The organism is Kitasatospora sp. MY 5-36 (assembly GCF_001182915.1).
Taxonomy (GTDB): domain Bacteria; phylum Actinomycetota; class Actinomycetes; order Streptomycetales; family Streptomycetaceae; genus Kitasatospora.
Window position 1 is genome coordinate 1 of the sequence record NZ_LFVW01000085.1, and the last position, 12,681, is coordinate 12,681.

Consider the following 12,681-nt stretch of genomic DNA (forward strand, 5'->3'; position numbering starts at 1 on the left):
CCCGCTGACGGCCACCGCCCCCTCCCCCGCCGGCCCGCGCCCCGGCGGCCGCCCGCCCCGCTACTGCTCGCCCCGCTGCCGCTCCCGCGCCTACCGCACCCGGCAGCGGGAACGCGCGGACGGCGTCACGTAACCCCCCGGCGGCGTGACGTAACCCGGGACGCGCCCGCGAACCGGGCCGGTGGAGTCGGGCTGGTGGAGTCGGGCTGGTAGCCGCCCGGGCATAGCCCCGGGCGCACCGGTGTCGGGGGCGGGCATGACCAAGGTTCTGGTGATCGGCGCAACCGGCAGTGTGGGCAGGCACGTTGTGGCCTCGCTGGTCGAAGGCGGCCACGAGGTGCGGGCGTTGGTGCGCGACGAGGCGACGTCCTGGCTCCCGGCGGGCGTCGAGGCCGTCCAGGGCGACCTGACCCGGCCCGAGAGCCTGGAGCCGGCGCTGGCCGGCGGGGTGGAGGCGGTCTACCTGATGTGGCCCGGGCTGCCCGTGCGGCCCCGGGTGGTGGAGCTGATCGCCCGGCACGCCCGGCGGGTCGTCTACCTGTCGACGGACGTGGCGGACCTCGCCGACGACGAGCCGGCCGTCGTCTTCCACCAGGAGATCGAGCGGCTGATCCGGCGCTCGGGCCTGGAGTGGACCTTCGTCCGGGCGATCGACTTCGCGGGCAACCTGCCGGCCTGGGCCGACCAGGTGCGGGAGGGCGTGGTCCGCCGGCCGTACGGGCGGGCGCGGCGATCACTGGTGCACGAGCGGGACATCGCGGACGTCGCGGTGCGGGCGCTCACCGAGGACGGGCACGGCGGCGCCGCGTACGTGGTCACCGGCCCGGAGTCGCTCTCGCACGCCGAGCCGGCCGGGATCATCGGCGAGGAGCTGGGCGTCGCGGTGCGGTGGGAGGAGCTGCCGCCGGAGACGGCCCGCGAGGAGCTGACGGCGGCCTGGGGGAACGCCGCGTTCGTGGCGGCCCGGCTGCGCGCCTGGGAGTCGTTCACCCGGGAGCCGGAGCGGGTGACCGGCACCGTGGAGGAGGTGCTCGGGCGTCCGCCGCGCGATGTCCGCAGCTGGGTGCGGGACCACGCGGCAGACTTCCGCTAGATCGGCCCGGGCGGGGGTCAGTACCGGACGGCCTTGACCACCACCGGCAGCAGCGTCCGGTCGGCCGGCTGCCTGCTGAAGGCGACGGGCTCGGCCGTGCCGTTCGCCGGGACGTTCTCGGCGCCGACGACGGCGCTGTCCACGGTCTTGCCGCTGGTGTCGGTGAAGTCGACCTGGACGGCGTAGGAGGCCGCTTCGAGCCCCCGGTTGCGGATCGTGACGACCACGGCGTGCAGGCCGCCGGTGTTCTGCCGGTTGATGCCGGTGATCGCGACGTCGTTCACCGCGTTGCCGCCGTCCGGCTCCCCGCTGAGCACCGAGGCGGCCTTCTCCCTGGTCGTCACCTGCTGCGCCGAGACGGAGGCCTCGAAGGCGGAGGCCGCCGCGGCCTTGGAGGCGACGGACGCCGCGGAGGCCTCCGAGGCCGAGGCGATGGCCGCGGACGCCGAGGCCAGCAGCGACTCGGCGGCGGAGGCGACGGCGGAGGGCGGCTCGCCGGAGAAGGCGCCCGCGTTGGGCGGGGTGGCCGTCGCCGAGCCGGCCGCCGTGCCCGAGGAGCTGCTGCTGCAGGCCGCGAGCACGGCGACGCCGGAGGCCGCCACGATCAGCGCGACCGTCCGCTGCGGCGTCCACCTCCGGCCCGGTCGGCGGTGGCTGGGGGGACTGTGGAGTTCACGCACCGAGGGATCCCTCTCCTGGTCGGTGTTCGGCGGCCGAGGGGCCCGTACGTCCCCATGCTTGGCAACATCCCGCTCCACAGCGACAGCTCCTGACCCGTCCGAGTGGCCCGGGCCCCGGCGGAACGGCGGACCGGGAAAACGAACCGCCCCGGGCGCGCGAGCACGGCGCGCCCGGGGCGGGGCTTCGAGGACCGGCGGAGCTCAGGCCTTGGCCTGGTCAGCCTCCTCGGCGCCGGCCCCCGCCGGCACCGGAACGGAGCGCAGCCGGGACGCGGGCGGCGCGGGGATGACGGCGGCGACGGCGGCCGCGATCAGCGCGACGCCGCAGCCGATCACCAGGCCGACCCGGAAGCCGCCCTCCGAGGGCAGGGTGTGGCCGCCCAGGGTGACGGTCATCTGCGACAGCACCACGCCCATCACGGCGGCGGACACCGAGGTGCCCAGCGAGCGCATCAGGGTGTTGAAGCTGTTCGCCGAGGCCGTCGCGGTCAGCGGCACCGCGCTCATGATCAGCGCGGGCATCGCGCCGTAGGCCAGGCCCACGCCGCTGTTGCAGACGATCGTCACGATCAGCACGCCCCAGGTGGAGCCCATCAGGGGCAGCGCCAGCCCGTACCCGACGGCGATCGTCAGCGCCCCGGCGACCAGGGTGAACTTCGGTCCGCGCGCGGCCGACAGCTTGCCGCCGAACGGGGAGACGACCATCATCATCAGCCCGCCGGGCGCCATCCACAGGCCCATCGCCAGCATCGACTGCCCGAGCCCGTAGCCGGTGGCCTCCGGCAGCTGGAGCAGCTGCGGCACGATCAGCGCCTGGGCGTACATGCCGAAGCCGACCAGGACGGAGGCGGCGTTGGTCAGCAGCACCCGGGGGCGCGCGGTGACCCGCAGGTCCACCAGCGGCTCGGTGACGCGCAGCTCCCAGCGGGCCCAGAGCAGCAGGATCGCGGCGGAGGCGGTGAACAGGCCGAGGGTCCGGGTGCTGCCCCAGCCCCAGTCGCCGCCCTTGGAGACGGGCAGCAGCAGGCAGACCAGGCCGACGCTGAGGCCGATCGCGCCGACGTAGTCGAAGCGCCCGCCGGTGGCGGGGCGGCCGTCCGAGGAAGCGGAAGCGGCCGGGGCCGGGATGATGACCCAGAGCAGGCCGATGATGACGACGGCCAGTACGGCGGTGCCCCAGAACAGCACGCGCCAGCTGGCGTAGTCGGCGACGCCGGCCGCGATCGGCAGGCCGAGGCCGCCGCCGATCCCCATGGAGGCGCTGACCAGGGCGATCGCCGAGCCGAGCCGCTCGGGCGGCAGCACGTCGCGCAGCAGGCTGATGCCGATCGGCACCAGGCCCATGCCCATGCCCTGCAGGGCCCGTCCGGCGATCATCGGCACCACGGAGTCGGCCACCGCGCACAGTACCGAGCCGAGCAGCAGCGGGACGCAGGAGGCGATGAGCATCGTCCGCTTGCCGAGGAGGTCGCCGAGGCGGCCGCTGATCGGGACGAAGACGGCGGCGGAGAGCAGGGTCGCGGTGATGACCCAGGAGGCGTTGGACGCGCTGGTGTGCAGGAGTTGCGGGAGCTGGCTGATCAGCGGGGTGACCAGGGTCTGCATGATCGCGGCGACGGTGCCGGTGAAGGCGAGCACCGCCACGATCGGACCGGTGCGGGGGGTGGGGGCGGGGCCGTTGATGACGGGCCTCCTCGGGCGGTCGAAGAGCAGTCGAAGAACGTTCGAAGAGCGTTCGAGAGCGGAAACATGCACAAAACACACGATGTGCATGAAACACAAGACGGTCAGCTTACACAGGATGTGCGCGATGCACATCATGTGTGCCGCGCATGCCTCTGGCATACTGAAGGGTGATCCACGGAGAACCCGCAGGTCGAAGCGGTGATGAAGGGACTTCGACATGACCAGCCCCACGCACGAGGTCGCCCTCGAGTTCCTGGTGTTCGCCCGGCACCGCGACCTCAGCCAGGTCAACGCCCGCCCCGAGGGCAGCCAGCTCGAACGCAGCGCCTACATCCTGCTCAGCCGGGTCGACGCCGAAGGGCCGATGTCCATCGGCCAGCTGAGCGACGCCTTCGCCCTGGACGTCTCCACCCTCAACCGGCAGACGGCGGCCCTGAAGAGCGCGGGACTGCTCGAACGCATCCCGGACCCGGACGGCGGCATCGCCCGCAAGTTCCGCCTCACCGAGGAGGGCCGCCGCCGGCTGGACGCGGAACGCGAGGCGCACGTACGGGCACTGAACCTCGTGATGACGGACTGGCCGGAGGAGGACATCGCCTCCTTCGCCGGCTTCCTGCGCCGCTTCAACACCGGCATCGAGCGGCTCGACGGCCGCCCCTGGCCGCGCGACTGAGCCGACGGGGGCGCCGCGCGGGACGTCGGCCCGGCAGGGGAGCGCACGGGAAGTCGGCGGGGCCGACTTCTCGCGCGGGGCGGCCTGGAGAATGCCCGGCATGGGAACGGACATCAACGGATTCATCGAGTGCCGGGCGTGGTTCCTTCGCGACGAGGACGGGAAGCCGGCCTGGCAGGCCGCCGTCGCCCTCGACCTCCTCAACACCACCAGGAACTACGACGCGTTCGGCTGCCTCTTCGGGGTCCGCAACCACGCCAACTTCCGTCCGCTGGCCGCCGATCGCGGACTGCCGCCGGACGCCTCGCAGACCGTGCGGGCGGCGGTGGACACCTACGGGACCACCTTCTACGGCACCACCTGGATCACCTGGGCCGAGGTGAGGGCCGTGGACTGGGCCGAGGCGGCGGAGGCACCCGACAGCCGGCTCCACGAGTACCGGCGGACCCCCGACGGGCTCACGCTCGTCGGCAAGAGCGCCTGGAACCGGCGCTTCGGCGAGACCCTCGGCATTCCCGAACCGGTGCCGACACCGGGACCGGGGTCGGAGCCGGGCGAGGTGCGGACCTGGCCCGAGGGCAGCGAGTGGGTGGTCGACGACGTCGTCTACCGCTCCGAGCGGATGGACCGCCGCGACGCCGTCCGCGAGGACGGCGAGTGGAAGCCGGTCTGGACGGTCATGGAGGCCCTCGCCTCGCAGCACGGTGACGACAACGTCCGGCTGGTGGTCTGGTTCGACTACTGAGCGGCGCCCGCCCGCAAGCGCCGCCCGGCGGTCGCAGCTCGGCAGTCGGCTCAGCCGTCGGCCCGGATCCGGTCGGCGACCGGGAAGTCGGTCCCGCAGTCGGGGCAGGTCGCACCGCCGAACACGTGGGTGAGCGCGTGCGCGACCTCGCGCTGTCCGTCGGCGAGCGCGAGGTCATGGAGGCGCCGCCCGATGCCGTCCAGGTCCGCGGGGGCGGTCGGCCGCAGGGGCCGGGTCTCGATGTCCCCGTCGGCGAGCGCGTAGTCCTCGCCGGTGGAGAAGTGGCCGCGCTCGCCGAAGACGATGAACAGGCCCTCCCCGCAGCCCGGGCAGGAGACCTCGTACTCCTCGCTCCCGAGCCCCCAGGCCAGGTCCTCGCTCCACCCCGCGACGCCTTCGAAGCCCAGGACGGCCTCCAGGAGGTGGACGTACTCCCCGCGGTCCGTGGCCGTCCGCAGGTACCGGTTCGCGGCTGCCAGCAGTCCGGCGATCTCCGCCGCGTGCTCCGCGCGGACGTCACCCGCCTCGTGCAGCTGGTCGGCGCCGGCCGTGATCGCGCCCGCCAGCACCACGGCGTTGACCGCCTGGTCCCGGTCCCCGCGCCCGGCCAGGTCGGCCAGCCAGGGCAGTGCCGCGAAGCTGGCCGGGTAGACGCTGCCCTGGTGGCACAGGGCCGACCACAGGTCGTTCCAGAGTTCGGCGCTGGGCTCCGCCGCGATCCGGTCCAGCAGGGCGGGTACGTCCTCGGCGGAGCCGTAGGCGTGGTGGAGACTCGACCAGTCCGTCATGCGGCGATCCAACCAGGCCGACGGGCGCCACCCGTCAGCGGGCCGGGGGGAGTTGGGCGAGGAGGGCGGGGCCGGTCCAGGCGGGGGTGGCGGCGGGGGCGGCGGCCTCGGCCCGGCGGACGAGGGTGATCAGGCGGGCGTTGGCGGGGGCGGTGAGGCCGTGGCGTTCGGCGAGGGCGACGATCTCGCCTTGGAGCGAGTCGATCTCGGTGGGGCGGCCGCGCTGGAGGTCCTCCCACATCGAGGAGCGGGCGGTGGCGTCGATCCGCAGGCTCGCCCCGGCCAGCCGCTGGAACAGGGCGTCGGGCAGGCCGAGCACCCAGGGCATCAGCCCCGGCGGCACCGGGCCGAGCCGCGCCGGGGTGACCCCGGCGGCCCGGAACGCCGCCAGCGCCTCCCGCTGGCAGCGCGCCACGCATCGCCGGTACGCCCGCTGCCCGACCTGCTCGCGCAGTGGAAGCCCGGAGAGCGCGTTGACGGCGTTGTTGAGGTTCAGCAGCAGCTTGGCCGCCTGGACGGCCGGCATGTCCGGCCGCAGGTCCAGCCGGAGCCCGCTCGCCCGGGCCGCCCCGGCGAGGGCGGCGGCCCCCTCCCCCGCCGCCAGCATCAGCGACCCGCCGCTGCCCTGGTGAACGGCGGCGGGCCCGGTCCGCACCACGTTGTACGGGACCATGCCGGCCAGCACCCGGTGGGCGGGCAGCGCGGCCGCGAGCGCCCGGGTGTTGCGCAGGCCGTTCTGGAAGCTCACCACCACCGTGTCCGGGCCGAGGTGCGGGGCGAGTTCGCGGGCGGCGGTCGCGGTGTCGGCGGACTTCACGGTGACCAGGACGTGGTCGGCGCCGGCCACGGCCGCCGGGTCGGTGGCGGCGGTCAGGCCCCGTACCTCGCGGCGGGCCCCGCCCGGGCCGGTGAGGGTCAGCCCGGCCGCGTCGATCGCCGCCATCGCCGCCGGCCGCCCGATCAGGGTGACGTCGGCGGTCGCGGCGAGCATGCCGCCGAGGTGGCAGCCGATGGAGCCGGCGCCGAACACGGCGATCCGGAGCCTGCGTTGGGCGGGGGTGGCGGGCACGGGGGCTTCTCCGAGGGGAGGGCGGACGGGGACGGCGGACGGGGAGGGCGGGGGCCGTCAGTCGAAGAGGTCGGGGTCGGAGACGGTGATCTGGTCCCACAGCGGGCGGGCCTGGAACCAGCCGGCCAGCGGGGTCCCGACCTGGCCCCGGGTGATCAGCGCGGTCTCCCGGTCGATCGGCTTGGGGGTGCCGGCCGCCATCGCGAGCAGCTGCGCCTGGCAGGAGCGCTCCATGGTGACGAACCACCAGACCGCCTCGGCCACGGACTGGCCGACGGTCAGCAGGCCGTGGTTCTGCAGGATGACGGCCTTGTGGCTGCCGAGCGCGGCGGCAACCCTCTTGCCCTCCTCGGTGTCGGTCACGACGCCCCGGTAGTCGCTGTACAGGCCGTGGTCCTCGAAGAAGGCGCAGGCGTCCTGGGTCAGCGGGGCGAGCGGGATGCCGAGGCTGGAGAAGGCCTTGCCGTGGAGCGAGTGCGAGTGGGCGGCGGCGACCGCGTCGGGGCGGGCGGCGTGCACCTGGGAGTGGATGGCGAAGGCGGCCCGGTTCACCGGGCGGGTGCCGTGCAGCAGGGTGCCCTCGTGGTCGACCAGGATCAGGTCGGAGGCCTTGATCTGGCTGAAGCTCATGCCGAACGGGTTCACCCAGAACCGGTCCGGGTGCTCCGGGTCGCGGACGGTGATGTGCCCGGCGACGCCCTCCGAGAAGCCGAACCGCCCGAACAGGCGGAAGCCAGCGGCGAGTTGCTCCTTGCGGTACCGGCGCTCCTCCTCCACCGAGTCGAACACCGGCGGCAGCGGCAGGGTGACCCCTTCGGGGGCGGGGCCCACGACGCCGATCGCCGCGTACGGGTCGGCGGGCTTCTGCGGTACGGGCATGGCGGCTCCTCGGGGTGCGGTCGGTCCGGTCAGAGGTGAGGTGTCACGCCGGATTTCCGGCGGACGTACGGAAGCGGTGGAGCAGTTCGCGGGCGGGCGGGCTGTCGGCGTCGAAGGCCTGCATGCCGTGGAGGTCGGACGGCACCCCGGGGCCGGCGAGCCAGACGCCGTGGCAGCTGAAGCAGAAGGAGACCTCGAAGAGGAGCCCGCCGGGGCCGTGCGCCCGGATCCCGTACCCGGGCGCGAAACAGCGGCGCAGTTCGCCCTCCGGCAGCTCGCCCATCAGGTCGAGGGCCTGCCGGAGGTGCTCGGAATCCCAGACGGTGAGGACCTCGCCGGTGACGGAGTCCGAGCCGTAGGCGCTCCTCGGATCCGCGATCCGGACCACTTCGATGAGGACGGTCTGCGAGGCGACGTCGGGGAGCAGCATGCGAACAGGATCACAGAGCGGGACTGTTCCCGGGAAGGTGTCGTCACTCCAGCCGGTGGCGGACGTCGCGGTTGCGCTTGTACTCGCGCATGAGCGCGAGGAGGTTGATCAGAGTGCTGGCCGGAACATTGCCGATGTCGACCAGGCGGCGGCCGTGGAGGTTGATGTCACCGGGGATGGCGGACGGCCAGAGGAGGCCGAACTCACGGCCCTCGGTGCGGAGTTCCACGATGAGTTCGGTGACCTGGCGCAAGGTGAGGTGGAGCAGGGCCGGGTCGGCGGGGTGGATCGGGTGGTGGGCGCTCACGCGGCACCGTCCTGCCGCAGCTCAAACCAGACGGTTTTGCCGAGATGCTGCGGGTCGACACCCCAGCGGTGGGTGAGGCCGGCGACGAGCTGGAGGCCCCGGCCGGTCTCGGAGAGGAGGGCGTGGGGGCCCAGGGTCGGGGGGAGTGGACTGCGGTCGGAGACGGCGACGCGGAGGGTGTCGACGCGGTGGTCGATGAGGTTGACCGGGGAGGTCGTCTCGCCGTGGCGCCAGGCGTTGACGATGAGTTCGACCATGGCGAGCTCGGCGTCCGCGATGAGGGAGGGCGGCCAGCCGGCGCTGGCCATGCCGTCGCGGAGGGCGTCGCGGGAGAGGGTGAGGGAGGGGGAGTTGATGTTGCGCACAGTTTCTCCCAGGGGGGATGGAAGGATGAACCGAGCGAGCTGTCACCGTGAGCCAGTCCGGGCATGGGTGCTCTGCGGTGCGAGGCAGCGTTACTGACGCCCGCATCGGTGGTCGGTGCGTCACCGACTGTAGGGCATCGGGGGTACATGTAGGGGTACTTTTACCCCAACCCTCACTCGATCGATGGATTGCTGGACCCTTCGCGGGATCACGATGGATGCTTGGGGCATGCCACCACGAACCACCCCTTCCGCCCGGCAGGAACGAGTCGGCATCGAACTGCGGAAGATGCGCGACTGCGCCGGCCGCACAACTGCCGAGGCTGCCGCGCTGTTTGGGTTCGCCCGACCGAAGATCACACAGATCGAGAAGGGGCAGTACCCGATCAGCGCCGAGCGCGTGAGGATGCTCGCCTCCGACTTCCAAGAAGGCGACTCGGGCTTCGTCGAGGCGCTCGCAGTCATGGCCGAAGAACGTCACAGAGGCTGGTGGGAGGACTTCCGTGGCTCCGTACCAGTCGGCTTCCTGAACATTGCGGAGATGGAGTACTTCGCCCAGGGGATGCTCACCTACCAGGTCTCGCATTGCCCTGGCGCCATGCAGACGGAGGCGTACTCAAGGGCCATCTTCGGCGAGGTCTACCCACCCTTGCCACCGCGCCTCCTCGAAGCCCGACTTGAGCACCGACTCAAGCGCTCGGAAGTGCTGATGCGCGAAGGGGCGCCACCGTACTCGGCTCTGGTCCACGAAGCGGCTCTGCGCATGCTGTTCGGTGGCCGGGACGCCGCGAAGCAACAACTCGACAAGCTGCTTGAGTTCTCGGAGCTGCCGCACGTCACACTCCGGGTCATCAGCTTCAACTCCGACGGATTCATCGGCGCAGGCCAAGGCGTCTTCTACGCGAAGGGTCCAGTGCCCCGCCTGGACACTGTGCAGCTCGACGCCGTAGGCGGTCCCGCGTTCCTGCACGAGCAGAAACAGCTTGAGAACTACCGGCACATCATCGAAACGATGGCCATGCGCTCTCTGTCCGAGAGCAAGTCTCGTGATGCCATCAGGACCATCAAGAAAGAGCTCTAACCCATGGAACCCATTCACTGGAAGCGGCCCAGGGCTTGCGCGGACGCCAACGCCTGCCCGGAGGTGTCCATAGCCCCCGACGCCGTCTACGTCCGCAGCAGCCTCCTGCCCGACGCCATCGCCCAGCTCACTCCCGACGAATGGCGCGACCTCGTCTCTGCCATCCGCGCGGGCGAGTTCGACGTCTGACGCCTCCCCCGCCGCACCGGCCGGCCCGCTCCACCCTCCGGCCGGTGCCCCGGCGGCCCCGATTCGGCGCACGGGCACTGAGCTGCTAATATTTCATTCAGCGCGAGGGACATGAGCCCTCGTCAGGCGTCAGCGGTGCTACCAGAGCACGTCCTACTTTCAGTAGGAAGAGTCCGTGCAACCCGGGCCTGGCGCTCCACAGTCGGAAGGGTCCGGCACCACACAGGTGCCGGACCCTTCCGCGTTCCCCCGGCACTTAATCACTCGGCATCCTCTCCCCCGACTGACATCGTGGCGGGCATGGACCAGACGCAACCAACCGCTCCCGACCTGCCCATCAGCATGGAGCGGAACCTCGCCGAGCACGCCTGCCACCTGCACCGCCGCCTGGAGCACGCGACCGTCACCGAGACCGCCGACCTCCTCATCGCCGACAGCGGGCTCGACGACGACACCTTCAACATCGTTGCGGCGGCACGCTTCACCGCCGACACCGCTCCCTCCCGGATCGCGGAGACCGTCCGGACGCTCACCGCGACCGGCCGCCCCTTCTCCTGGTGGGTCGGCCCCGCCACCACTCCCCCTGATCTCCCCACCCTCCTCTCCGACGCCGGCCTCCCGGCCTCCGAGACCGAGACCGGGATGTGCCTGGACCTGCACACCGCCCCGCCGGAGCCGTCCGCCGACGGCCTGGACATCCGCCTCGCGACAACTCCCGAACACCTCGCCGACTACGCGACGATCGTGGCCGCGAACTGGGACCCGCCGGCCGCCACGGTCCGCCGCTTCTACGCCGACGCGACCGAGTACGCCCTCTCCCCCGACTGCCCCGCCCGCTACCTCGTCGGGTACGTGGCCGGGCGGCCGGTCTGCTCGGCCGAGGTCTTCCTCTTCGCCGGGGTCGCCGGGATCTACAACATCGCCACCCTCGCCTCCGAGCGCCGGCGCGGTTACGGCGGAGCCATCACCCTGGCCACCCTGCGCACGGCCTACGACGCGGGCTACCGCACCGCCGTCCTCCAGGCCTCCTCCGACGGTGAGCCCGTCTACCGCCGCCTCGGATTCCAGCCCTGCGGCCGGTTCACCGAGTACGCCGTCGCCCCCTGAGCCCGAACCCCCGGCCTCGCGGCACCGCGATTCGGCACACCGGCACTGAACTGCTAATATTCCTGATGTCGCGAGGAACATGATTCTTCGTCAGGCGTCAGCGGTACTACCAGAGTACGTCCTACTTTCAGTAGGAAGAGTCCGTGCAACAGAAGGGTCCGGCACCACACAGGTGCCGGACCCTTTCGCGTTCGCGGGGCGAACCCTGGCGGACGGCGCGCACCCGGTCGGGATCCAGGTGCAGCTCGTACGGGGTACTGCAATCGCTGACCAGCGTGGCCACTTCCGCACCGCGGGGGCACAGCCGGTTCATGCCGCTCCGACCTGTGGTGCCGCAGCACCCCGCGTGCCTCCACCCCGGGGATGCGGCTGGAGTTCTGCCGCATCCCCGGGGTGGAGGACGACCGTGTCGCGGGGCCCCGCGACACCAGGAACCCGGAGCCGTCCGGGTCCACGACGGCGGGCCCGCTCGGGAAGACCGCCAGGCACTTCCTGGAGGGAACGAGCGGGGCGCCCCACGGCTCGGGCTCCACGGCGAAGAAGCCGAGCGGCACGGTGGACGTGGCCTGCCGGAACCGTCGGCCTTGCTGCTGCCCTGGCCCATCGGCCGCTCCGGGACCCCGGGGAGCCCGGTCAGCTCCCCGGTGGTCGGACGGTCGCAGGCCACGCACACGAGTACGGTCAGCTGATGGTGACAGCACCCGGCCGACGCCCGGCCAACCGGGTTCGGGCCGACGGCCTCCGACATGCGCACGCCCCACTGGAGTTCGGCAAGGCCCTGGTGCCGGGGACGCGATTCGGCGCACCGGCGTTGAGCTGCTAATATTCCTGATGTCGCGAGGGACATGAGTCCTCGTCAGGCGTCAGCGGTGCTACCAGAGCACGTCCTACTTTCAGTAGGAAGAGTCCGTGCAACAGAAGGGTCCGGCACCACACAGGTGCCGGACCCTTCCGCGTTCCCTCCGGCACTTGATCACTCGGCGCCCAGTCGCCTGCCGAAGCCTCAGTACGTGAACTGGATCTGTCGGCCGTCCACGGCGTGGTTCCTGATGTTCGGCGCCGGACCGCCGGCCGGCTTCACCGCGAGGGACACGTTGTAGGTCGTACCGCGGACCAGGGACTGGTTGACGGGCGTCTCCTTGCGCACCTCGGCGGAGGACTCCAGGGGGACGCCGGTCCACGACACGGCCTGGCCGTTCGCCGGGTACACGGCCGCGGTGCCGCTGCCGTCCTTGAGCCACAGGTACACGTCCGCGGCCGTCGCCGGGTCCGCCTTGGCGTAGGCCACCATGTAGACGGTGTTCCCGGCCCGCCGGAAGCAGACCCTGATCGTGCTCCCTGCGGCGTCACCGGGCGACTCCGCAGCGCACTGCTCCCCCGCCACCGCGGCCGGCGGCGGCTCCGGGTGCTGCGCGGACGGTGTCGAACCGGCGCTGCCCGTACTGGTCGCGTACTTGACCGCGAGCGACCCCCCGCCCAGGACGATGGCCACCGCGGCACCGAGGGACGCCACGATCCGGACCGTCCCGTGCGCCCGGGGCGAATCCGGTGCCGAAACACGGCCCCGGACTCCTTCGGCGTTCTTCTCG

General features: G+C 72.3%; 15 protein-coding genes. 6 read left to right on the forward strand and 9 right to left on the reverse strand.

The genetic code is table 11. From position 1 onward, the window contains the following. Positions 1-256: 256 nt before the first annotated feature. Entirely contained in the window at positions 257-1,093 is an 837-nt protein-coding gene (locus AE652_RS06950) for an NAD(P)H-binding protein (RefSeq protein WP_049650284.1), read from the forward strand. A 17-nt stretch (positions 1,094-1,110) separates the two neighbouring features. On the opposite strand, the gene AE652_RS06955 is transcribed toward AE652_RS06950, so the two are convergent. Both AE652_RS06955 and AE652_RS06960 read right to left on the reverse strand, forming a co-directional pair. Continuing rightward, on the reverse strand, positions 1,111-1,773 hold the full coding sequence (locus AE652_RS06955) for a hypothetical protein (RefSeq protein WP_234348259.1): 663 nt from the start codon (positions 1,771-1,773) through the stop codon (positions 1,111-1,113). 201 nt (positions 1,774-1,974) lie between these two features. After that, positions 1,975-3,456 carry an MFS transporter gene (locus AE652_RS06960; RefSeq protein WP_049650306.1) on the reverse strand — a complete coding sequence of 494 codons (1,482 nt, stop codon included), beginning with the start codon at positions 3,454-3,456 and terminating at the stop codon, positions 1,975-1,977. A gap of 220 nt (positions 3,457-3,676) precedes the next feature. Here AE652_RS06960 and AE652_RS06965 point away from each other — a divergent pair, with 220 nt between their 5' ends. Both AE652_RS06965 and AE652_RS06970 read left to right on the forward strand, forming a co-directional pair. Then, entirely contained in the window at positions 3,677-4,132 is a 456-nt protein-coding gene (locus tag AE652_RS06965) for a MarR family winged helix-turn-helix transcriptional regulator (RefSeq protein WP_049650286.1), read from the forward strand. Positions 4,133-4,232: 100 nt separating this feature from the next. Further along, positions 4,233-4,877: a hypothetical protein gene (locus AE652_RS06970; RefSeq protein WP_049650287.1), complete on the forward strand. Its 645-nt coding sequence runs from the start codon at positions 4,233-4,235 to the stop codon at positions 4,875-4,877. Positions 4,878-4,927: 50 nt separating this feature from the next. Here the strand turns inward: AE652_RS06970 and AE652_RS06975 are convergent, their stop codons facing one another. From AE652_RS06975 to AE652_RS43010, 6 genes are read right to left on the reverse strand one after another with little or no spacing between them, the layout of a single operon-like run. Further along, complete coding sequence (locus AE652_RS06975; protein ID WP_049650288.1) at positions 4,928-5,665, reverse strand: hypothetical protein; 738 nt, start codon at positions 5,663-5,665, stop codon at positions 4,928-4,930. A gap of 34 nt (positions 5,666-5,699) precedes the next feature. Next, positions 5,700-6,734: a 2-dehydropantoate 2-reductase gene (locus AE652_RS06980; protein ID WP_234348260.1), complete on the reverse strand. Its 1,035-nt coding sequence runs from the start codon at positions 6,732-6,734 to the stop codon at positions 5,700-5,702. 57 nt (positions 6,735-6,791) lie between these two features. After that, the gene (locus AE652_RS06985) at positions 6,792-7,613 is read right to left on the reverse strand and encodes a class II aldolase/adducin family protein (RefSeq protein WP_049650289.1); all 822 of its coding nucleotides are present in this window, start codon (positions 7,611-7,613) and stop codon (positions 6,792-6,794) included. A 43-nt stretch (positions 7,614-7,656) separates the two neighbouring features. Continuing rightward, the gene (locus AE652_RS06990) at positions 7,657-8,043 is read right to left on the reverse strand and encodes a hypothetical protein (protein ID WP_049650290.1); all 387 of its coding nucleotides are present in this window, start codon (positions 8,041-8,043) and stop codon (positions 7,657-7,659) included. 43 nt (positions 8,044-8,086) lie between these two features. Then, positions 8,087-8,350: a hypothetical protein gene (locus AE652_RS06995; protein WP_049650291.1), complete on the reverse strand. Its 264-nt coding sequence runs from the start codon at positions 8,348-8,350 to the stop codon at positions 8,087-8,089. After that, on the reverse strand, positions 8,347-8,715 hold the full coding sequence (locus AE652_RS43010) for an ATP-binding protein (RefSeq protein WP_053111992.1): 369 nt from the start codon (positions 8,713-8,715) through the stop codon (positions 8,347-8,349). The genes AE652_RS06995 and AE652_RS43010 overlap by 4 nt, the downstream gene beginning before the upstream one ends. Before the next feature lie 229 nt (positions 8,716-8,944). Here AE652_RS43010 and AE652_RS07005 point away from each other — a divergent pair, with 229 nt between their 5' ends. From AE652_RS07005 to AE652_RS07015, 3 genes are all read left to right on the forward strand, one after another. Then, the gene (locus AE652_RS07005; RefSeq protein WP_063780084.1) at positions 8,945-9,796 is read left to right on the forward strand and encodes a helix-turn-helix transcriptional regulator; all 852 of its coding nucleotides are present in this window, start codon (positions 8,945-8,947) and stop codon (positions 9,794-9,796) included. Positions 9,797-9,799: 3 nt separating this feature from the next. Then, complete coding sequence (locus AE652_RS07010; protein ID WP_049650293.1) at positions 9,800-9,985, forward strand: DUF397 domain-containing protein; 186 nt, start codon at positions 9,800-9,802, stop codon at positions 9,983-9,985. 342 nt (positions 9,986-10,327) lie between these two features. Continuing rightward, positions 10,328-11,092, forward strand: a complete 765-nt coding sequence (locus tag AE652_RS07015; protein ID WP_049650294.1) for a GNAT family N-acetyltransferase — start codon at positions 10,328-10,330, stop codon at positions 11,090-11,092. 1,003 nt (positions 11,093-12,095) lie between these two features. Here the strand turns inward: AE652_RS07015 and AE652_RS07020 are convergent. Beyond that, positions 12,096-12,605: a hypothetical protein gene (locus AE652_RS07020; RefSeq protein ID WP_049650295.1), complete on the reverse strand. Its 510-nt coding sequence runs from the start codon at positions 12,603-12,605 to the stop codon at positions 12,096-12,098. Positions 12,606-12,681: the final 76 nt, after the last annotated feature.